Source organism: Polynucleobacter sp. MWH-CaK5 (assembly GCF_018687615.1).
Classification (GTDB): Bacteria; Pseudomonadota; Gammaproteobacteria; order Burkholderiales; family Burkholderiaceae; genus Polynucleobacter.
In genome coordinates, this window is sequence record NZ_CP061299.1 from 1,338,823 (window position 1) to 1,358,336 (window position 19,514).

21 protein-coding genes, 1 tRNA gene and 1 pseudogene are annotated in these 19,514 nt (G+C 42.0%); 4 read left to right on the plus strand and 19 right to left on the minus strand.

From position 1 onward, the window contains the following. Nucleotides 1-15: 15 nt before the first annotated feature. A complete protein-coding gene (locus GQ367_RS06745; RefSeq protein WP_215290160.1) occupies nucleotides 16-462 on the plus strand; it encodes a cytochrome c in 447 nt (148 codons plus the stop codon). Here the strand turns inward: GQ367_RS06745 and GQ367_RS06750 are convergent. Beyond that, complete coding sequence (locus tag GQ367_RS06750) at nucleotides 447-1,037, minus strand: cytochrome b/b6 domain-containing protein (protein WP_251370145.1); 591 nt, start codon at nucleotides 1,035-1,037, stop codon at nucleotides 447-449. The two genes, GQ367_RS06745 and GQ367_RS06750, sit on opposite strands and share 16 nt — an antisense overlap. An 84-nt stretch (nucleotides 1,038-1,121) precedes the next feature. Here GQ367_RS06750 and GQ367_RS06755 point away from each other — a divergent pair, with 84 nt between their 5' ends. Continuing rightward, a complete protein-coding gene (locus GQ367_RS06755) occupies nucleotides 1,122-1,667 on the plus strand; it encodes a lipocalin family protein (protein WP_215290164.1) in 546 nt (181 codons plus the stop codon). An 18-nt stretch (nucleotides 1,668-1,685) separates the two neighbouring features. Here the strand turns inward: GQ367_RS06755 and GQ367_RS06760 are convergent, their stop codons facing one another. The 9 genes and pseudogenes from GQ367_RS06760 to GQ367_RS06800 all read right to left on the minus strand — a co-directional run bounded on the left by GQ367_RS06760 (nucleotide 1,686) and on the right by GQ367_RS06800 (nucleotide 7,985). Then, nucleotides 1,686-1,988: a hypothetical protein gene (locus GQ367_RS06760; protein ID WP_215290167.1), complete on the minus strand. Its 303-nt coding sequence runs from the start codon at nucleotides 1,986-1,988 to the stop codon at nucleotides 1,686-1,688. A gap of 20 nt (nucleotides 1,989-2,008) precedes the next feature. After that, a pseudogene (locus GQ367_RS06765) lies at nucleotides 2,009-3,438 on the minus strand (sodium:solute symporter family protein). 117 nt (nucleotides 3,439-3,555) lie between these two features. Beyond that, nucleotides 3,556-4,191, minus strand: coding sequence for a phasin family protein (locus tag GQ367_RS06770; protein WP_215290169.1), 636 nt, complete (start codon nucleotides 4,189-4,191; stop codon nucleotides 3,556-3,558). 67 nt (nucleotides 4,192-4,258) lie between these two features. Next, entirely contained in the window at nucleotides 4,259-4,573 is a 315-nt protein-coding gene (locus GQ367_RS06775) for a hypothetical protein (RefSeq protein ID WP_215290171.1), read from the minus strand. Further along, nucleotides 4,570-5,616, minus strand: coding sequence for a selenide, water dikinase SelD (gene selD, locus GQ367_RS06780; RefSeq protein WP_215290172.1), 1,047 nt, complete (start codon nucleotides 5,614-5,616; stop codon nucleotides 4,570-4,572). The genes GQ367_RS06775 and selD overlap by 4 nt, the downstream gene beginning before the upstream one ends. Nucleotides 5,617-5,661: 45 nt before the next feature. Further along, complete coding sequence (locus GQ367_RS06785; RefSeq protein WP_215290175.1) at nucleotides 5,662-6,264, minus strand: nitroreductase family protein; 603 nt, start codon at nucleotides 6,262-6,264, stop codon at nucleotides 5,662-5,664. A 114-nt stretch (nucleotides 6,265-6,378) separates the two neighbouring features. After that, nucleotides 6,379-6,455: transfer RNA gene (locus GQ367_RS06790), tRNA-Ile, on the minus strand. Between the two features lie 117 nt (nucleotides 6,456-6,572). Beyond that, entirely contained in the window at nucleotides 6,573-6,938 is a 366-nt protein-coding gene (locus tag GQ367_RS06795) for a YgiW/YdeI family stress tolerance OB fold protein (protein ID WP_215290182.1), read from the minus strand. 606 nt (nucleotides 6,939-7,544) lie between these two features. Continuing rightward, nucleotides 7,545-7,985, minus strand: a complete 441-nt coding sequence (locus GQ367_RS06800) for a DUF6641 family protein (RefSeq protein ID WP_215290184.1) — start codon at nucleotides 7,983-7,985, stop codon at nucleotides 7,545-7,547. 1,083 nt (nucleotides 7,986-9,068) lie between these two features. On the opposite strand from GQ367_RS06800, the gene GQ367_RS06805 reads away from it, so the two are divergent. Continuing rightward, nucleotides 9,069-9,638 carry a site-specific integrase gene (locus GQ367_RS06805; RefSeq protein ID WP_215291915.1) on the plus strand — a complete coding sequence of 190 codons (570 nt, stop codon included), beginning with the start codon at nucleotides 9,069-9,071 and terminating at the stop codon, nucleotides 9,636-9,638. Nucleotides 9,639-9,742: 104 nt separating this feature from the next. On the opposite strand, the gene GQ367_RS06810 is transcribed toward GQ367_RS06805, so the two are convergent. The 8 genes from GQ367_RS06810 to rpsU all read right to left on the minus strand — a co-directional run bounded on the left by GQ367_RS06810 (nucleotide 9,743) and on the right by rpsU (nucleotide 17,523). Continuing rightward, entirely contained in the window at nucleotides 9,743-10,321 is a 579-nt protein-coding gene (locus tag GQ367_RS06810; RefSeq protein ID WP_215290186.1) for a 2-hydroxyacyl-CoA dehydratase family protein, read from the minus strand. An 8-nt stretch (nucleotides 10,322-10,329) separates the two neighbouring features. Continuing rightward, entirely contained in the window at nucleotides 10,330-10,560 is a 231-nt protein-coding gene (locus tag GQ367_RS06815) for a hypothetical protein (RefSeq protein WP_215290188.1), read from the minus strand. A gap of 1 nt (nucleotide 10,561) precedes the next feature. Further along, entirely contained in the window at nucleotides 10,562-10,747 is a 186-nt protein-coding gene (locus tag GQ367_RS06820) for a superinfection immunity protein (RefSeq protein WP_215290190.1), read from the minus strand. A gap of 49 nt (nucleotides 10,748-10,796) precedes the next feature. After that, entirely contained in the window at nucleotides 10,797-12,017 is a 1,221-nt protein-coding gene (locus GQ367_RS06825) for a tyrosine-type recombinase/integrase (RefSeq protein WP_215290192.1), read from the minus strand. A 208-nt stretch (nucleotides 12,018-12,225) separates the two neighbouring features. Beyond that, nucleotides 12,226-14,784: an RNA polymerase sigma factor RpoD gene (gene rpoD, locus GQ367_RS06830; RefSeq protein ID WP_215290194.1), complete on the minus strand. Its 2,559-nt coding sequence runs from the start codon at nucleotides 14,782-14,784 to the stop codon at nucleotides 12,226-12,228. A gap of 117 nt (nucleotides 14,785-14,901) precedes the next feature. After that, nucleotides 14,902-16,752 carry a DNA primase gene (dnaG, locus tag GQ367_RS06835; protein ID WP_215290196.1) on the minus strand — a complete coding sequence of 617 codons (1,851 nt, stop codon included), beginning with the start codon at nucleotides 16,750-16,752 and terminating at the stop codon, nucleotides 14,902-14,904. 22 nt (nucleotides 16,753-16,774) lie between these two features. Continuing rightward, nucleotides 16,775-17,221, minus strand: coding sequence for a GatB/YqeY domain-containing protein (locus GQ367_RS06840; protein ID WP_215290198.1), 447 nt, complete (start codon nucleotides 17,219-17,221; stop codon nucleotides 16,775-16,777). 89 nt (nucleotides 17,222-17,310) lie between these two features. Further along, a complete protein-coding gene (gene rpsU, locus GQ367_RS06845; protein ID WP_088813122.1) occupies nucleotides 17,311-17,523 on the minus strand; it encodes a 30S ribosomal protein S21 in 213 nt (70 codons plus the stop codon). Between the two features lie 80 nt (nucleotides 17,524-17,603). Here rpsU and tsaD point away from each other — a divergent pair, with 80 nt between their 5' ends. Further along, a complete protein-coding gene (tsaD, locus tag GQ367_RS06850) occupies nucleotides 17,604-18,668 on the plus strand; it encodes a tRNA (adenosine(37)-N6)-threonylcarbamoyltransferase complex transferase subunit TsaD (protein WP_215290200.1) in 1,065 nt (354 codons plus the stop codon). A gap of 13 nt (nucleotides 18,669-18,681) precedes the next feature. Here the strand turns inward: tsaD and folE2 are convergent, their stop codons facing one another. Next, nucleotides 18,682-19,503 carry a GTP cyclohydrolase FolE2 gene (gene folE2, locus GQ367_RS06855; RefSeq protein WP_215291916.1) on the minus strand — a complete coding sequence of 274 codons (822 nt, stop codon included), beginning with the start codon at nucleotides 19,501-19,503 and terminating at the stop codon, nucleotides 18,682-18,684. Between the last annotated feature and the right edge of the window lie 11 nt (nucleotides 19,504-19,514).

The window sequence follows — 19,514 nt, forward strand, 5'->3', positions numbered from 1 at the left end:
ACTCAGGAGATATCCATGAAACAACCGATCTTAGTAGCAGGTGTATTGCTCTCACTATTAGCACCCGGCATGGCTCATGCTCAATTTGCTAAAACTGAAGATGCCATCAAGTACCGTGCGGCAACCTTTACGGTGATGGGCAACCATTTCTCCAGAATTGGTGCTGTTGTTAAAGGTGAAAAGCCATTTGATAAAAAAGAAGTTGCTGCAAACGCAGCAGTAGTCGCTAGCTTGGCTCACCTTCCATGGCAAGCATTTGGCCCAGGCACAGAAGGCGGTAAATCATTGCCTGAAATCTGGAAAGAAATGGACAAGTTCAAAGCTGGTAGCGAGAAAATGCAAAAAGCTGTGGCTGAATTAAACACAGCAGCTCAGTCCGGCAATCTAGATATGATTAAAAAAGCGTTTGGTGAAGCAGGTAAATCTTGTAAAGCCTGTCACGATAACTATCGTAAGAAGTAATACATGATCAAAGCGATGGCGATCAAAATGGCCATCGCTTTGACTCTCACCTTTGAGTCGTCCTGAATCAAAGGCACCATAGCAGCATCTCCCAATTCTTTATCACCCGTGATCATCGCAGAAGTCAGATTGATTCTCTTGGCATATTTGTAATACAGAATCGCACTAACGTGCACCCCCACCAAAGCCAGCAGCACCCATTCATTCCAACGATGAAATGAAGTCAAAAGCTCTACCCACGCAGAAGCTACATATTTAGCGAGCGGTCCATCAAAGGCAATGTCATCAGTTGCAAATAAGCCTGCCAAGGCTTGAGCCAAAAATAAAGCAAGCAATACAAGAACAGAAACCGCTCCCATTGGGCTGTGGCCAGGTGTTTCAGATGGATTCTTGAGATAGGACAAGATGGCTTTAGGAGACTTGATAAATTGTCCAAACCGCGCATGATGCGTGCCCACAAAACCCCAAACGAGTCTGAAGGCAATCAAAGCTAAAACAAGATAACCAAAACGGCCGTGCCAAATCATGGCATTACCGCCTAATTTGACAGACACAAAACTACCGATCACTGCCATAACTAACAGCCAGTGAAATAATCTTAGAGGTAGATCCCAAATACGAATTTTCATGTGTGTATCAATTTAGTTTACGATGTCATTATGCGTAAATACATTTATCTTTTCTTTATCTCAATCACGAGCGTTTTCATTTTAAGCGCTTGCGCCAATCAAGCGGTTTATCGTCAATCAAGCAGCCCTTTAAAAAGCGTCAGTGCTGTTGACTTGAATCGCTACCTTGGCACTTGGTATGAAATCTACCGCCTGCCCAATTGGTTCGAGGGTACTGACTGCGTGACTGTCTCTGCTCAATATGCCATGAGAGATGACGGCAATGTCAGCGTTCTTAATACCTGCCTTAAAAAGGACGGCTCTAAGGTAGCCAATGGTATCGCTAAGGTAGTTCCAGGCTCCAATAACTCTCAACTCAAAGTGTCTTTCTTCAGACCTTTTTATGGGGATTACTGGGTAATTGATCTGGCAGAAGATTATTCTTGGGTGTTGGTCGGTGAACCAGCAGGCAAGTATTTTTGGATTTTGGCCAGACAAAAACAACTGGATCCAAAGTTAGAAGAAGCGCTTTTGGTCAAAGCTGAGAAATTAGGCTATCAACGCAAAGATCTGATCAAGCCAAGCAATAGCCTTTAAATACTCTAGAGTGAGTCTTTAATATCTCGATAGAACATCATTGCTGGTGCGCTCTTGGCCATCAGCAAACAACTTGTAACAAAGACCGCCACCGGTTTGATTGCGAACCTTCTTCGCCTCTTCTTGCATTCTGTACATGGTGTTAAAACAATCCATGCGTGACTCAAATTGATACGTTTTAATTTCAGCCGGCTTATTCTTTTTGAGTAATGTGAACTCCAGGGTCCAATGAGTGTCCCCCATTATTTTGGACGCCTCGTCCTTATGACCTAATTGGCAGGCTGATAAGAAGATGGCACTCAGTAGTAATAGTTTTTTCATTCAGTGCCTCATTCAGTGATTCATTGCCCCATTTTTACTTGGTCGAAGTCTTGCTTATTTGGCACTAAGTAAGCACCAATCAACATACCAAACGCGCTAGCCACCAAACCCAATAAATGTGGCTCAACCAACAATTCAGCGTTCGTGAACTCTAATAGTAACCATACACCCAAACCAAAGGTGATAGCAAGAGCTGCGCCTAAATTGCTCGCTTTTTTCCAGAACAACCCTGCTGCTAAAGGCACAAAAGCACCGGCCAAAGTGATGCGGTAAGCATGCTCAACCATGGTGTGAATCGATGCATCCGTATAAATCGCATAAAACGTCACAATGCACGCAAAACAAGCCACGGTTAGTTTGGTTGCCCATAAAAATTGCTTGTCACTCATGTGCGGCACTACTGACTTCAGAATGTTTTCTGAAAAAGTCACTGAAGGCGCCAACAAAGTTCCTGATGCTGTACTCATGATCACTGATAGCAGTGCACCAAAGAAAATGACTTGAATGAGGAAGGGCATTTTTTCCAAAATGAACATTGGCAAAATCAACTGAGAATCTTTACCAAGATATCTTGCGACCAAATCAGGATCAATCATCGTGGCTGAGTAAGCCAAGAACAATGGCACGGCAGCGAAGAAGAAATATGAGTGCCACCCAATGTGGTTCCCCACACCGCAACACGTTCATTTTTAGATGAGTTGACTCTGGCAAATACATCTTGCTGGGGTATTGAACCTAAAGCCATCGTACACAATGCGGCAATCCAAGCAATCATGTCGACCCACTCCAATCTTGGCAAGAACTCAAACTTGCCTGCGGCGGCTGCACTGCTGATCACCTTATCAAAGCCACCCGCCATATCTCCAGCCATCCAAGAGACCGCCAGTAAGCCAATCACGATCACAATCATTTGCACAAAGGTGGTGATGGCCACCGACCACATGCCACCGAATAAGGTGTACAACAAAACCACGGCTGCACCAATCAACATCCCTTGTGTTTGAGAAACCGCGTCGTATGACAATACATTGAACACAAGACCTAAAGCAGTGACCTGTGCTGCGACCCAGCCCAAATAAGAAATAACAATGCACAGTGACAGAATCATTTCTGTTTGTTTGTTGTATCTGATTCTGAAAAAGTCACCCAAGGTGAGCAAGTTCATGCGGTAAAGGGGTCTGGCAAAAATCAAACCAAAAATAACCAAGCAGATAGATGCGCCCAAAGGATCAGAGATCAATCCGCGAAAGCCACCCTCTAAAAATGTGGCAGAAATACCTAGAACAGTTTCAGCACCAAACCAAGTGGCAAAGACCATGGCAAGCACCATGGGCAAAGGTAAGTTACGTCCAGCTGTGATGTAGTCCTTGGCGTTGTGGACTTTTCTGGCACTTAAGAGACCAATCGCAATTGATGCCAATAAATAAATTGCAACCAACCAAAGCAACATAGTTAACCTTTGTATTGAAACTGATTAATTCGCGAATTATAGAGGAGCATTCCTTGAATTTGATAAATAAAAAGCCATGCATCTGCATGGCTTTTTAAGATCTAAAACACCGGCAAATCAAGACTTTGCTGACTTCCTTGCAGTCTTTGTAGCCGTCTTTCTAACGACCTTTTTAGCAGCCGTTTTAACTGCTTTCTTAGCAACTGGTTTTTTGCCCGCAGGAGGCGATAACTTTTTACCAGCGTCATGAGCCATTTTTTCTAAATTAGCGAAGCCATGTTCTGCAGCTTCCGCAGCTTGCTTGGCCATCTTCCGACCTTCTTTTAAGACCTTATGACCAGCATCCGACACATCACGCACAATATCCGTGAACTTGTCTGAACCTGCTGGCAAGTTCTTGCTGGCAGTTTTTAACCAATCTTCCATGGCTGAGCGAGCTTTATTGAGATGCTTTTCAACCTCATCGGCCGCTTCATCTTCCATGGATTTCAAAAGACCTTTGATTTTCTTTTGATAACTTGTCATGCGAGCCATGGCATCTTCAGAAAACTGCTCCTGCAAAGCCTTTAGCTTGGCCACATCATTGGTAGCTGCTTGCTTGGCATAAGACTTGGCATGCTCCATGCTTGCCTTGATTTCAGTGACCTGATGTTCGCCAAGCTCTTTGGCAGTCTCTAACAGTCGATGAGATAGAGAAAAAAGTTCTTTGGCACGCTCTTGTTGCCACTTCATGAATTCATGTTGTCCTGACATCGCGATCTCCTATGGATAGTTGATCTTTCATCCTATACCTAATTGGAGGTTTTGCCAACACTGTCACTTATTGAGAAATATCCTTGAACCATCGACTCAGTCTCAGTTTTTCAATCAATTCTTCTGAGCGCTGACCCAATGTTCTTCTAAAGTAAGCCTGTGATTGCTTTCGATAAACAAAGACCACGGCCACGCCTGCAATACCAGCGGCCAGAAACAGTAAATAAACCAAATCTCCAAACTGAGGCTTGAGGACATAACCAATCAAGGCTGGAATAGCAAAAGCAACCGCCATCAAACCAACATCCAGAATGACGACCGTTAACTCAAAGAATGTGAAGATCAAAAGACAAAGCCCGGTCAGCAAAGTCTTTTTATTCATGAAACTGATAAACCTGAACCTACCGTGAAAGTGCCGATGGTTTTGGAATTTGAAAACCCTGCTGTTTGCAAAACTGATAAAACTTCCTGCTCTGCTTCAGGAGCGCAAGAAATAAGCAAGCCACCACTGGTTTGCGGATCTGTGAGTAGATTTTTTTGCCAAGCAGCCATATCGCTGGCCAACTCAACCTCATGACCATAAGCAGCCCAATTACGAGTCGATGCTCCGGTGAAGATATCTTTTTGCACAAGTGTGGCAGCCTCTTCAATCACCGGAATATCTTTCCAGTTGATTTGAGCTTGTAATTTTGATCCGCGTGATATTTCTAAAAGATGTCCCGCCAAACCAAAGCCAGTCACATCTGTCAATGCATGAACACCCGCGGCTTCTGCCAAGCTGGCACCGGGCTTATTCAATTGCGTGGTCAGTTGAATCATCTGCTGATAACCAGCGCCAGACAAAACTTCTTTTTTAAGTGCAGCCGATAAGATGCCAACGCCCAAAGGCTTGCTTAAAATAATCTTGTCACCTGCTTGGGCGGCATTGTTTCTTTTGAGCTTCTTGGGATCAACAATGCCAACCACCACCAAGCCATAAATAGGCTCCACAGTATCAATTGAGTGACCACCCGCGATCATGATGCCAGCCTCTTTACAGACAGACTCGCCACCCGATGTGATTTTCTGAATCACATCCATCGGCAATACATTGATAGGCATACCAAGTAATGCAAGTGCAAAGATAGGCTGCGCACCCATGGCATAAATATCTGAAATGGCATTTGTGGCTGCAATTCTGCCGAATTCATATGGGTCATCAACAATGGGCATGAAGAAATCAGTGGTTGCCACAATCGCTTGATGCTCATTGATTTGATAAACAGCAGCATCTTCATTGTTATCAGAACCAACCAACAACTCTGCTGGAATACTTCCTACTGGTGAAGCCTTCAAAATCTCTTTCAAAACGCCAGGGGCTATTTTGCAACCACAGCCCCCACCATGAGAAAGTGAAGTGAGGCGTCCGTTATAAGTCGTATTCATAGGTTAAGAAGATTCTAAATAAAAATAAATGGATGCAAATGACGTTTAGAAACGATTTTCAACAATCATTTCTGATTGTGGAATAAAGCCAGGTTTTGGCCAGGCAGGTTTGACGGCCTTACCAATTGGCAACATCGCAGCCAAAGCAAAGTCTTTTGGCAAATGAATCAATTCAGCAACCTTCTTAAAATCAAAGCCAACCATTGGGCAAGAGTCATACCCCATGCCTTTAGCCGCCAACATCATGGTTTGCAGCAAAATGCCAGCAGATCTCATGGCCTCATCACGCTGTAACTGCTCATCGGCTGAGTAAAAAGGATTGATCCATGGCACCAAGATATCTTGTGCTTCCTTAGGTGCATTGACCCAATATCTGGCAGGATCTTTGCTCCACGCTTTGATATCCACAGCAATCACAAACAGTAATGATGCATCCGTGACTTGAGCTTGATCATGAGCAGCAGCGCGTAGCTGAACTCTTAGAGCTTTATCAGTGACATTCACCAAACGCCAGTGTTGGATATTGAATGAAGATGGGGCTTGCATCGCCAATTCGATCAATTGCTGAGTTTCTTCTTTGCTGAATTGATGAGCTGGATCAAAGTGCTTGATCGCTCTTCTTTGGCGGATAGCATCTAGTGTGTTCATATGTGTCTCTTATTAGTTATTGGTTAAAACTACTGATAGGTGAATTATGTCTTAAAAGGAAGGCCTACAAAAAAATCAAAACCCCCATCATTGCTGATGAGGGTTCGTTACGACTGGTGGGCCCTCGCGGACTTGAACCGCGGACCAAAGGATTATGAGTCCTCTGCTCTAACCAACTGAGCTAAGGGCCCTTATGGATTAATCTTCCTCTAAGAAGCTCTTAAGCTTGTCGCTTCTGCTTGGATGACGCATTTTGTTTTAGCTTGTTTAAATTTAATAAACGCTATTGTAATGATGAGTAATGGTAATTAATTTTTAATAAATTTGATTGAATCAACATCAATTTCTACAGAATGTAAAAATTCTTTTTCAACTTCACCAGTTATCTCAACTTTAGTTTTTTCATCAAACGATTGCGTTGGCATTCTTTTTTTATCTATCTCAATTCTAATTTCACCAGTGGAATCTTTGAATATGTATTTCTCATTACCAACTTTTTTAATGATGTATCCATTCAAAACAGCAAGCTGATCATCTTTGCCATTTTTAATAACATCAACAACTGTTTTTAATGTTGGGAATGATGATGCCCCCACGTAATCAGCCACAGCATTTAAGCTATAACCAACCACTAAGCTAAACAATAATGTTAAAGAAAAAATGATTTTTTTCATAATTACCTCCATCTCCTTACATTTTAGCATCACTTAAAAATATTAAAATCGTGTGTTTAGTTAAACCTAGCATCTAAAAGGCATTTCAGCTATGCCTCTCATCCCCACAGTAAAAAAAATAAAAACTTTATGAAAACCACCTAAAACCGTGTGATTTTGGTTCAAACGATTGGTTATTAATTTGATGAATAAAAAAAACCCCACAGATTAGTGTGAGGCGTACGAGGAGTACTTAAAAAAGTTGAAAAAGAGAATATTGCCCACACAGCGTACTCCTCTTTGAATTAAAAAGATATAGATTTATCAAAGGCTAATAAATTCAATGAGTTAATCAATAGCTATCAATGGTTAAAAATCAAGTGGGGTTGGCGAAAAGTAGTTAGTGTTTGAAAAACTGTGTAGCTACTTTTGATGGATGACAGACTGAATTGTCTGCTGTGCCCTCTGTATCTTCTGTCTGTTTCGTTCTGCTTTCAACTGCTTGCTGACATTATCCTTCTGCGTTTGTAATGATTTGATACGCTGTTGTTGCGGAGTGAGTGGTTTGATAGTTTTGAATTCAAAGAAACGCATACAGTTATTTAAGCTGTATGCGTTTAACACTTCTCACTTCCTAAAACTTTTTCTAACACTACCACTAGCTTGTTCAAGCTGTTGATCAAGTTCTCCAAGTTCAACAGCTTGCTTGACTAGTTCAAGCGCTTTAATTAAATCATCAGCACTAGTCACTTCAATACTGTGTTTGCCTTTTGCCAGCTCTAATACTCTAGTACCGTATTTGATAGCAACGCAAACCTTACCTTGTTCATTCTTAAACCACCATTCGCGTAAGCGTTTAGGCATTTCAACTTGTTTGCGTAATCCACTTTCTTTGTCAGTAAAGCTACGGAACTTTTTGACTACAAACTGCGTGCCTTCAATTTGACTTTTAGCTAGCTGTATCTGTTCCCAAACCTTACTTGCTAGCTTTTGTCTGCGTATTACTACTGTAGGTGTATGTGTAGGCTTTTTTACAGCTACTAGCTTTAGTGCGTCTAATGTACTCATCTACCACTCCTTTTAGGTTATTAGGTATAGGTTTATGTAAAAGCAGACTTTTTAACCACTAAAAAAACCTGCTTTTTGTTAAACCCTATATCTACAGTAGCTTCAGAGCCCTATTTGGACTACCTCTACAGCCTATTACCTAATAAATAGTCAGAAATTAATATGTTTTATTTGGTTTAGATAAATAAATGTACAAATGAGGCATAAAAGTTGGCACGCTGATTGTTATTGTGCTGTTAATCCGTTCTGATGTGAGACGGTACGCAAACGAATTACTCATTATTCGCTTTTTCACACTACCTAGCTTTTAGCTAGATGCTTAAACGACATCCCTTTGTGATAGTACCGTTTGTGAAGATGTAATAGTTGGTAGCTTAGTAATAAGTGAATGTAGGCAAATACGAATGTATAGGCTGAAAGTGAGTGGGACTGCCACAATTAAACCCACAAACACTCCACAAAGCTACTGATATACGCTGTGGAAGTGTTGCGTTAGACGAACACTTAAAAGGTGATAGCAAAACCTACCTTATCTTGTTAATTCAAGTTGTGTGTATATCAGTTGTTAATCCTCAGTAAAGATTAGCTATAAGCCACGCTTAACTTAACAAGCGTGGCTTGTGCTTCCTAGTAAAGATATAAAAATCAATCATTAAAGAAAGAAAAAAATGTGCTGAATAAAAGCGATAGCTTTTATGAAAGCACAGCAAGCAACGCAGTTGATTGCTATTAAGTATTACTTAAGTGATGCTTAAAAATTAGGTAGTAGGTCAAAAATCACCACTTCAAAACGATAAGTACTTCAGCAAAACAAATAGCAACACATCAAATCAGCTGTATAAGCTGAAATTTCAAGCAATACGCTATGTGAGTACTACTTAAGCACACAAACAGCTTATAGACGGTATTAGATAGGGGTTTATTAAAAAGCAGACTTTTTAACCAAAGAAAATTGCTAGTTTCTTTGTTCTTTGAGCTAAGTCTTTGAATTTTGGAAGAGATTTACAAAGACATAAAGAGGTAGGAATAAGACATAAAAGAAAACACAATAACAACAACAAATTATTTGATGAGGGACTAAAAATGGCACAAGCAAAAACACTGACACAAAATGAAATTGATCAAGTACTGCGTTATATCGCAACCAAACACAGATACGCTATTAGGAATAGAACATTACTGCTAACAAGTTTTTATAGTGGTATGAGAGTAGGTGAGATAGCTAGCTTAACTATTAGTGATGTACAAAATGAAGACGGTACTATTAAAAATGAAATAAGACTAAGTGCCAGTCAAACAAAGGGTAATGTAGGCAGAGTGGTATTTGTAAATGAAAAGCTACGGACAGAACTAGACAATTACTTACGCAACAGACGAATTAAAGATAAACATCAGCCACTGTTTTATACAGAAAAGAGAGAAGGCTTTAATGCCAATACACTGACACAGTGGTTCTTTTGGTTATACAAGAAGGCAGGCATTAGCTCTGCGTCATCACACAGCGGACGACGAACATTCATTACGAACTTAGCTAACAAAGGTGTAGGTGTTAGAGTGCTAGCAAGTTTGGCTGGACATAAATCAATCAATACAACAATGATTTATATAGACACTAATGATGAGATTAAAAGGCGTGCTGTTGAATTGGTTTAATAGCCTTCAAAGCCAATACAGATAAGGCTTTAGAGGTAGCAAGGTATAGGGTTTATTAAAAAGCAGGTTTTTTATATAGTTAAAAAGTCTGCTTTTACCTAAACCTACACTTTCTTTCCTTTTCTTTCTGCCTTTTCAGTTTCCCTTAACAACTCAAGCTGTTCGCGTTCTTCTTCAGTCATTTCAGATTCAAATCGTTTCAATAACTGTTCTTCTATATCACGCACCTCTTTATCTCTACCACCTCTAACGCTAATAGAGTTTGGAGTAAATCCAGCTCTTGCTACAGCAATTTTTCCAGCACTATCTTTGTCTTGTAATCCTGTAGCACCAAAGTATCCTTTTAAATATGCCTTTGTTGCCTTAGCTTGTTCTTTTTCTAATTGCTTTAGATGAATATCAAAAATGTCTTCTTCTAATTCTGCTAGTGCTTGCTTATAGATATCAATACGCACTTCACGCTTATCTTTCCAACCTATCTTTAGCTTTTCTTCTTCTGTCTTAGGTGGCTTATGCTGTTTGCGTAGTTCTTGTTGTTGATCCCACGCATCCACCAATGCTTGCTGTTGTTTAGCATTCAGTAGCGTTTTATTTTTCTTTGCTTCAACTTCCTTACCTTCTTCCAACTGTTTAATAGCTTCCTTCAGTCGTTCTGGTAAGTGCGTGTCGTTGAGTTTTGGCATACAACACTTTACTTTTCACCAAATGCGGCAGCATAACATTGGAGTTTTAAGGCAGCATCGTAATCAAACATATTCTTAAATTCTTTAAGAGCTTGAGAGTTAGCAGTTAAATCAGCTGCCAATTCAATACATTTACGATATCTATACTCACCATAGACAATAGGCGATAAGAATATTGATGCCACAATTAAGACAATACCTACTACAACAATCTTTGAACAGTTTGATTTGTTTTCCATATTAATCTTTCATATACGCCCACACTAAAGCACCAACCCAACCAAAAAAAGTCCATCCCAAAAATATATTCAATACAAGTATCGCAACTTTATTTTTACGGTTATGTGAATAAGCAACTGCGGTTGGAAAAAAATATATAACTATCAATATTAGTAGCACTAACATCCCAATTACAATATCTTCCATCTCTTTCATCCTTTTATTATATTTTCCTAATATAACTTTACACGAAGAGCTATCCAAGCATCTCAGCTTTTAGCATTGGAGTTATTTTGCTGTAGTGTTTCTCAATCATTAGTACGCTAGTACCCATTTGTCTAGCTAGCGTGTGTATATCAATTCCTTTAGCCAATGACCTTGTAGCGTAGGTATGACGCAGACTGTATAGAGTTCTTCGCTGCCCACCGCTATCAAACATCAGCTTACTGTGCTTCATTAAGTTTCTAAATATGTTTTCCATATTGCTTAACTGTTCGCCTGTGAGCATTCTAAATATCAGCTTGTCTAACTTATCATCAATCAATTCATCCAATGTTGTGTAAGGCAATTCTTGCCAACGCATCAGTCTTTCTAATACAGCTATTACTTCATTCTTAGCAATCAAGTAGCGAGGACCAGTTTTTCCACTGACCCATATACGCAAATACTTCTTCTCACCTACCCAATGCCACTGTAAATGCTTCCAACGCAAAGGCAATGCTTCTGTTCCGTGTCTAACACCAGTATTAACAAGAAACTCAATGTATGCGTAGCAAAGTATTCTCATCTGTCGTGTTCTATCTGCGTATGACATCGCAATCCACTTAGGTATAAAAGCAAGCAAGTCATCTAACTCTCTATCGCTAAAGGCTGGGCGAGGCTTACTCTTTTCGCCTTTACTATCCAACATAGGTACGACAGCAGTACTAGCTATGATGCCTTTTTCTTTTGCTAAGTTAATGACACGAATATAAGCAGAAGAATGATTACGCTTGGTACTAGCCATTGGTATTTTGCCCATCACAGCAACTCGCCAACTTTCAAAGTCTCTGATTAGCTCTGTTGTTATTTTTTCAATTGTGTAAGAGCCAAAGAAGGGAATGAGATATTTGTTGATAGCAAAGGTGTAATCTCTGTATGTTCTCTTACCACTACCACTCGCTAATGCTTGAGCCATATTCGCCAACTCAATCACAGCAATCTGTTTAAATGTTTTTGTGATTGGCGTCAGCCCTATATCACTTTTAACCATTGCTGTTTGATAGATACGCTCTGCGTTTTCTTTAGCTTGCTCTAAGTCTGCTGTGTTTGTAGATTGCGAATGCCACTTGCCGTTAGTCAATCTAAAACGCATCTGCCAACTAGATGAGCTGGAACGCTTGTACAGCTTGGCTTTTCCGCCTACTGCTGTTATTTTTTTATCAGCGTTATCGTCAGCGTTGTGCTGTTGTGTAAAAAGTTCTTTGAGTAATGACATACACGCTAGTGTGCTGTCATTTTATTTTTCTCGCGACTGTAAATGCCAACTGCTGTAGTCAAAAAGCCACAGAGTAAAAAGAAAGTAGATGTAAAAAGAGCTGATAAATTTTGCTATGCTTATACCAATGTCGCAAAACTGTATCAGCTCTCAATTTTAATTTTATGAGTCCTCTGCTCTAACCAACTGAGCTAAGGGCCCTTATGGATTAATCTTCCTCTAAGAAGCTCTTAAGTTTGTCGCTTCTACTTGGATGACGCATTTTACGCAAAGCTTTTGCTTCAATTTGACGTATACGCTCACGCGTTACGTCAAACTGCTTACCAACTTCTTCCAAAGTATGGTCAGTGCTCATCTCAATACCAAAACGCATTCTCAATACTTTTGCTTCACGTGGTGTCAATGAATCAAGGATGTCTTTAACCACATCACGCATTGAGTCATGCAAAGCAGCTTCTTGCGGAGCTAAAGTGTTTGTGTCTTCGATGAAGTCGCCCAAGTTTGAATCAGCATCATCACCAATTGGAGTTTCCATTGAGATAGGCTCTTTAGCGATCTTCATGATCTTGCGAATCTTGTCTTCTGGAATCTCCATCTTCAGCGCCAATGTTGCAGCATCAGGCTCGACACCTGTTTCTTGCAAAATTTGACGGCTGATACGGTTCATCTTGTTGATGGTTTCAATCATGTGAACAGGGATACGGATTGTGCGGGCCTGGTCAGCGATTGAACGCGTGATAGCCTGACGAATCCACCATGTTGCGTATGTTGAGAACTTATAACCACGACGGTATTCAAACTTATCAACCGCTTTCATCAAACCAATGTTGCCCTCTTGGATCAAGTCCAAGAACTGCAAACCACGGTTGGTGTACTTCTTAGCAATTGAAATCACCAAACGCAAGTTAGCAACAGTCATTTCACGTTTAGCAGCACGAGCACGTTTTTCGCCCTCATTCATCTTCTTGTTCACTTCTTTTAATTCTGGAAGTGGCAAGACAACGTTATTTTGAATATCAATTAACTTTTGTTGGATTTCTTGAATTGCAGGAATATTTCTTTCAAGGATCGCTGCGTAAGACTTGGCATCTTTCAACAAAATTGAAGACCACTTCAAGTTCAATGCTTGTTTTGGTAGAGCTGCTAGAACTTCACCACGTGGCACACCCACTTTATCAACAAGAACTCGAACCAAGCCGCGCTCTAATGCCCACACTTGATCAACTTGCTTGCGCATCGTGTCGCATAGTTTTTCTACAGACTTGGCCGTTAAACGAAAGCCCATCAATTCATTACGAATCGCTTCTTGTGCTTTTTTGTAGGCTGGAGAGTTGTAGCCCTCTTTCTCATGCGCTTTGCGCATCTTCTCGAATTGATTGCGGATCACCACAAACTTAACGAGAGAAAGTTGCTTTAACTCTTCAAGCTGCTTAGCAGACGCAGTATTACCACCGCCGCCACCGCCGCCTTCGTCTTCACCCTCTTCACCTTCTTCATCTTCAAGAGGCTCTTCTTCTTCAACGGCAGTCATTGGAATGTCTTCTGCGTTTGGATCCACCAAACCATCGACAAACTCATCAATCTCCATCGTACCTTCTTCAATCTTCTTGACGTTGTCCAAAATCTCAACAATCGTCACAGGGCATGCTGACAATGCCATCACCATTTCTTTAAGACCGGCTTCGATCTTCTTGGCAATAACAATCTCGCCTTCACGAGTCAAAAGATCAACCGTGCCCATTTCACGCATGTACATACGGACTGGATCGGTTGTTCTACCAAACTCAGAGTCAACGGTTGATAAAGCTGCTTCAGCTTCTTCTTCAGCTTCTTCTTCGGTTGTGGCAGAAGGTGCGTTCTCATTCAACAACAATGTTTCTGCATCAGGCGCTTGTTCGTAAACAGTGATGCTGATGTCGCTCAACAAGCTGATCAATGTTTCTAATGAATCAGAATCAGAAATCTCATCTGACATCACGTCATTGATTTCGCCATGCGTTAAGTAACCGCGTGACTTACCCATCTTGATCAAATGCTTCAATCGGGCGCGACGCAACTCTTGCTGTTCTTCACTACCTAATTTCTGAGCATTGAACTCTTGCAACAATGCTTTTTCTTTAGCTTTACGATCACGTGCTTTTTGACGATCTGTGCGGTTATCCACATTTGGATCAACCGGCTCTACTGGCTTCGGTTTACGTCCACGTGTTTTTTTAATTGGCTCGCCGTTCTCATCTAGAGCTGCGGCTAAGACCGCCTCTTTTTCTTTTGCTTTATCGGCAGCGATTTTCTGTTTTTCTGCTTTAGCCAATTCTTTAGCCAAGGCTTTGGCTAATTTAGCTTCTTCTTTTAATTCTTTTGCTGTTTTTACTGCTGGCTTGGCAGGCTTCGCAGCTTTCGCTGGAACCTTGGCAATGACTTTTTTAGCTACAGGCTTTGCTGGAGCTTTTTTAGGTGCTGGCTTAGCAACTGCTTTGACAGGTTTTTTAGCAACAGGCTTAGCGGCAGCTTTCTTGGCCACTGGTTTGGCTACAGGTTTTTTAGCAACTGGCTTGGCCGCTGCTTTGACAGGTTTTTTAGCAACAGGTTTCGCAGCAGGCTTCTTGGCCACTGGTTTGGCTGCAGGTTTTTTAGCTACTGGCTTGGCCACTGCTTTTTTAGGAGCTGGCTTAGCAACTTTTGCAGCTGGCTTCTTAGCCACTGGTTTTGCGCTTACTTTTTTAGGAGCTGCCTTAGAAATGACTTTTTTGGCTTTAGATGCTGGCATAATGTTAGTACTCACTCACTTTAATAGACTAAGAAGTTACAGAACTGCTAACTTATTGAATTTCATTAGAAATTCGGAAACCTTGTATTATAGTCGGTGAGATGGAGTTTTTCCAGATTATTTGAGTTTTGTCATTAATTGACGGTAACGCTCAACATCGCCTTCCTGGGTTTGACCAGCCGCTATTCTGGCAGCGATTTCGGTCATTTGATCTTTTAAATCAATGTGTTCCAGTTTCTTGAGGGTGCTATAAAAGTCTTCTTTGGCAATATCTTCGGTTAAATCACTTTGCATGATTCTTTCTCGAAGGATGGCATAAGACTTGGCCAAAGGCGCCCGATCCAATTGTTCCTGAAAAACCGCAAAACCGACATTGGATGGCATTTGCTCACACTGGAAAATCAAATCAGCCATCAATGCCATGGCCTTTTCTGATCTTTTTTCAGCAGCCGCCAAAATAAGACGCTTTGCTTCAGGTTCAAGTGTTCTGGCAAAGAATGGGAATTGCAAAAGAATTCTTAAGATTTGCTCTGCCAAATCGGTTGGCGCTGTGGGTGGCGGCCCAGATGAAACTGGTGCTTTTTTGGTCCATGGTTTTTTGCCATTCGCACCAGCGCCACTCATGTATTTATCTGATCCATTATTCGTGACAGGCGTCATTGGCTTTTGCTCAACCACTGGCTTGAATCCACAAAATGATTCAAGCTCTGCCGGAGTAATGCCAACTCTTTGCGCCAACTCACGAATCAATTGCGCTCTTAATGCGATCGCAGGCATCGATAACAAGAGAGGCTTTGCTGCGTGTTGAGTTTGTGCTCTGCCTTCAGGCGTATTCCAATCATGACCTTCATTGGCCACTTGAATCAAAAACGAAGACAAAGGCATCGCTTGGCGAATCGCTTCTTCAAACGCTGGCGCACCACGCTCTCTAACAAAACTATCAGGATCGTGTTCTGTTGGCAAAAATAAGAATTTGATTTCTTTGTCGTCCGCCATCATTGGCAAACAAGCTTCCAGCGCTCTCTTCGCTGCACGCTGACCTGCAGCATCACCGTCGAATGAAAAAATGATGCGATCAGTTTGACGCATCAACGCTCTGACGTGATTGGCGGTACACGCTGTACCCAAAGTGGCCACACCATTAGCAAAGCCCAATTGAGCAAGCGCCACCACATCCATGTAGCCTTCACAAACGATCACATATCCTTTATCTCTGATGGCTTGTCTTGCTTCAAACAAACCATACAAAGTATTGCCTTTAGAGAACAGTGGTGTTTCCGGTGAATTTAAATACTTAGGTTCGCCAGCATCTAAGATTCGGCCACCGAATGCAATCACCTGACCCTTAGGATTGCGAATTGGGAACATGATGCGATCACGAAAGCGATCGTATCGTTTTGATTCAGACTGAATAATCAAGCCAGCTTCAACCAAAACATTCGCAATCGAGTCTTGCGTATAAGAACCAAACACTGCTTCTAAACCTTGCCAGGCTTCTGGTGCGTAACCCAAGTTAAATCGCTTAGCGATTTCACCACTCAAGCCACGACCTTTTAAGTAATCAATCGCGCGTGTGTTTTGTTTTAACTGTTGCTTGTACCAATCAGCCGCTGGTGACATGACTTCACTCAGAGCAATCGCTTGCTGTTGCTTCGCAAGATCTTGTGGTCTGCGCTCTTCACGAGGCACAGTCAAGCCAGCCGATCTTGCCAACTCTTCAATGGCATCTACATACGTTAGACCTGAATGCTCCATGAGAAAACTGATCGCAGAGCCATGCGCTCCACAACCAAAGCAATGATAAAACTGTTTGGTTGGTGACACGCTGAAGGATGGAGACTTCTCGTTATGAAAGGGGCACAAACCTTGAAAGTTGGCGCCCGCTTTTTTCAATGTCACATGACGCCCAACAACCTCGACGATATCGATGCGATTTAATAAATCAGCAATGAAAGATTGAGGAATCATGTTGGCAGTCTATGACAATTCTTTATTTTGTTAAAGCAGCTTTCACTTGAGCAGAGACAACACCCATATCCGCTTTACCAGCCAATTGTGATTTAACAAGACCCATGACCTTGCCCATATCTTGTGGTCCAGTTGCGCCAACTTCTGTCACTGCTTTTGCAACCACTGCCGCCACTTCAGCTTCAGACATTTGCTCTGGCATGTAAGTCTGCAAAACAATCAGCTCAGCATTCTCAATCGCTACCAAGTCATCACGATTGGCTGCCTGAAATTGAGAAATAGAATCTTTGCGTTGCTTGATCAACTTTTCAATGATGGCAACCACTGCGCCGTCATCCAATTCAATGCGCTCATCCACTTCTTTTTGCTTCATGGCAGCCAACAATAAACGGATGGTTCCCAAGCGAGCAGTGTCTTTTGCACGCATGGCGTTTTTCATATCTTCTGTGATTTGGTCTTTTAAGCTCATCTTTACTCCTCAAATGAAAAAACCCACTGCGGGATAACCGTCAGTGGGTTTGTCTTATCCCAAGGCTAGAAATCCAGCCTGAGAAAAAATTAATACATTTTCTTAGGCAACATCTGGCTGCGAATACGCTTGTAATGGCGTTTAGCAGCAGCAGCTTTCAAGCGCTTGCGCTCAGCTGTTGGCTTTTCGTAGAACTCACGAGCACGTAACTCAGTCAAAAGACCGTTCTTCTCGATGGTGCGCTTGAAACGGCGCAGTGCTACTTCAAAAGGTTCGTTTTCGCGTAAGCGGATTGTTGTCATGCTGTAGTTCTCTAAATAGGATCTGAAAAAAAAGTCAGAAAAAACTGTAAAACGAGATTGTAGCACGGCAAAATACAGTCATGCGAGTACTTGGTATAGAAACTTCTTGTGATGAAACAGGTGTGGCAATTGTCGATACAGCCCCCTGGGAGGCCGGGAAGCCTGCTGGGATGGGCTTATTAGGCCAAGCCCTGTACTCTCAAATAGCCATGCACATTGATTATGGCGGCGTGGTACCAGAATTGGCCTCCAGAGACCACATCAAAAGAATATTACCCCTTATAAATCAAGTACTTAAAGAAACACCTGGGGGCTTAGAAGACATTGATGCGATCGCTTTTACCCAAGGCCCAGGCTTGGCTGGGGCTCTTTTGGTGGGAGCATCCGTGGCAAAAGGCATGGCTCTGGCCCTGAATAAGCCCGTTTTGGGCATTCACCACCTAGAAGGCCATCTTTTATCGCCATTATTGGCTGATGACGCCAATATTCAGTTCCCATTTGTGGCCCTCTTGGTCTCAGGTGGGCACACACAGCTCATGAAAGTCACTGGGGTTGGCGAATACACAATCCTTGGAGAAACTTTGGATGATGCTGCCGGTGAGGCGTTTGATAAAACTGCCAAGATGTTAGGCTTGAGCTATCCGGGAGGACCAGCTGTTTCAAATTTAGCTAAAACTGGCAATCCAAGCACCCATCAATTCCCTAGACCCATGAAACATTCTGGTGATTTGGATTTTTCATTTGCTGGTTTAAAAACATCGGTACTGACCCAAGTTAAAAAAGTCACTGCTGCCAACAATGGTCACTTGAGTGACTCCGCCAAAGCGGATGTCGCCAGAGGATTTGTTGATGCCATCGTTGAGGTGTTGGTCAGTAAATCTATCAATGCCTTAAAGCAAAGTGGTTTAACAACCTTGGTTGTGGCTGGTGGTGTTGGCGCCAACGAACAACTCAGAGAATCATTGGGGCAGTCTTGCGCCAAAGAAGGTTTCTCAGTTCATTACCCACCGATGCATTTGTGTACCGACAATGGCGCGATGATTGCTTTTGCTGGGGCTATGCGCCTAAAGAAAAATTCCCAACTTGCTACCAAAGATTGGGGATTTGATGTGAGACCTAGATGGCCTCTAGATGAATTAGAGTAAAACTCTAAAAGAGTTAGTCTGACTGAATCAGTGCATACGCACTGTGATTGTGAATCGATTCAAAGTTTTCAGCTTCAACAACAAACAATTTGATTCTTGCATCCGCTTTTAATCGACCAGCCACATCACGCACCAAATCTTCTACAAACTTTGGATTGTCATAAGCTCTTTCGGTCACATACTTTTCGTCAGGGCGCTTTAACAAGCCCCACAACTCACATGAAGCCTCTGCTTCAGCGATTCTGACCAAATCTTCAATACTCAAATCAATGTCTTTTTGCAAAGTCACATTCATCGTGACATGTGAGCGTTGATTGTGAGCACCGTACTCAGAAATCTCTTTTGAGCATGGGCACAAGCTTGTGACAGGCACAACAGCTTGAAGCTTTAAATCTACCTCTACTTGGCCATTCACATTTTTAGCGTTGGCTACCCACGTCACATCGTAATCAAGCAAGCTCTGCACACCAGAGATAGGCGCTGTCTTGTTGATGAAGTGAGTGTACTTAAGTGAAATCTGACCAGCCTGAGCTTCTAGCAATGGCAACATTTTGCCAATCATCGAACGCATCTCATGAGCATTCAAAGGCGCATGACTGTCTTGTAGCAAAGCGATAAAGCGGGACATGTGTGTGCCCTTTTTATCCGCTGGCAATAAAACATCTAAATCAATCATGGCAACGCTTGGTTGCACGCCTGATTCGGTTGTTACCTGAATAGGATGGCGCACGCCACGAATTCCAACGCGATTAATCACGATGTTGCGATGGTCTACAGACGACTGAACATCGGCCATGGCCGATGTTTTTAGGAAAGATGTGTTGATGTCATTCATGGTCATATTGT

What these genes read in the sequence shown, in the direction of transcription:
- GQ367_RS06825 (WP_215290192.1), bottom strand. Translation starts at nt 12,017, where the DNA reads ATGTCATTACTCAAAGAACTTTTTACACAACAGCACAACGCTGACGAT.
- dnaG (WP_215290196.1), bottom strand. Translation starts at nt 16,752, where the DNA reads ATGATTCCTCAATCTTTCATTGCTGATTTATTAAATCGCATCGATATC.
- rpoD (WP_215290194.1), bottom strand. Translation starts at nt 14,784, where the DNA reads ATGCCAGCATCTAAAGCCAAAAAAGTCATTTCTAAGGCAGCTCCTAAA.
- GQ367_RS06770 (WP_215290169.1), bottom strand. Translation starts at nt 4,191, where the DNA reads ATGTCAGGACAACATGAATTCATGAAGTGGCAACAAGAGCGTGCCAAA.
- GQ367_RS06805 (WP_215291915.1), top strand. Translation starts at nt 9,069, where the DNA reads ATGGCACAAGCAAAAACACTGACACAAAATGAAATTGATCAAGTACTG.
- GQ367_RS06800 (WP_215290184.1), bottom strand. Translation starts at nt 7,985, where the DNA reads ATGAGTACATTAGACGCACTAAAGCTAGTAGCTGTAAAAAAGCCTACA.
- tsaD (WP_215290200.1), top strand. Translation starts at nt 17,604, where the DNA reads ATGCGAGTACTTGGTATAGAAACTTCTTGTGATGAAACAGGTGTGGCA.
- GQ367_RS06785 (WP_215290175.1), bottom strand. Translation starts at nt 6,264, where the DNA reads ATGAACACACTAGATGCTATCCGCCAAAGAAGAGCGATCAAGCACTTT.
- GQ367_RS06795 (WP_215290182.1), bottom strand. Translation starts at nt 6,938, where the DNA reads ATGAAAAAAATCATTTTTTCTTTAACATTATTGTTTAGCTTAGTGGTT.
- selD (WP_215290172.1), bottom strand. Translation starts at nt 5,616, where the DNA reads ATGAATACGACTTATAACGGACGCCTCACTTCACTTTCTCATGGTGGG.
- GQ367_RS06750 (WP_251370145.1), bottom strand. Translation starts at nt 1,037, where the DNA reads ATGGCAGTGATCGGTAGTTTTGTGTCTGTCAAATTAGGCGGTAATGCC.
- folE2 (WP_215291916.1), bottom strand. Translation starts at nt 19,503, where the DNA reads ATGAATGACATCAACACATCTTTCCTAAAAACATCGGCCATGGCCGAT.
- GQ367_RS06810 (WP_215290186.1), bottom strand. Translation starts at nt 10,321, where the DNA reads ATGCCAAAACTCAACGACACGCACTTACCAGAACGACTGAAGGAAGCT.
- GQ367_RS06745 (WP_215290160.1), top strand. Translation starts at nt 16, where the DNA reads ATGAAACAACCGATCTTAGTAGCAGGTGTATTGCTCTCACTATTAGCA.
- rpsU (WP_088813122.1), bottom strand. Translation starts at nt 17,523, where the DNA reads ATGACAACAATCCGCTTACGCGAAAACGAACCTTTTGAAGTAGCACTG.
- GQ367_RS06840 (WP_215290198.1), bottom strand. Translation starts at nt 17,221, where the DNA reads ATGAGCTTAAAAGACCAAATCACAGAAGATATGAAAAACGCCATGCGT.
- GQ367_RS06775 (WP_215290171.1), bottom strand. Translation starts at nt 4,573, where the DNA reads ATGAATAAAAAGACTTTGCTGACCGGGCTTTGTCTTTTGATCTTCACA.
- GQ367_RS06820 (WP_215290190.1), bottom strand. Translation starts at nt 10,747, where the DNA reads ATGGAAGATATTGTAATTGGGATGTTAGTGCTACTAATATTGATAGTT.
- GQ367_RS06755 (WP_215290164.1), top strand. Translation starts at nt 1,122, where the DNA reads ATGCGTAAATACATTTATCTTTTCTTTATCTCAATCACGAGCGTTTTC.
- GQ367_RS06815 (WP_215290188.1), bottom strand. Translation starts at nt 10,560, where the DNA reads ATGGAAAACAAATCAAACTGTTCAAAGATTGTTGTAGTAGGTATTGTC.
- GQ367_RS06760 (WP_215290167.1), bottom strand. Translation starts at nt 1,988, where the DNA reads ATGAAAAAACTATTACTACTGAGTGCCATCTTCTTATCAGCCTGCCAA.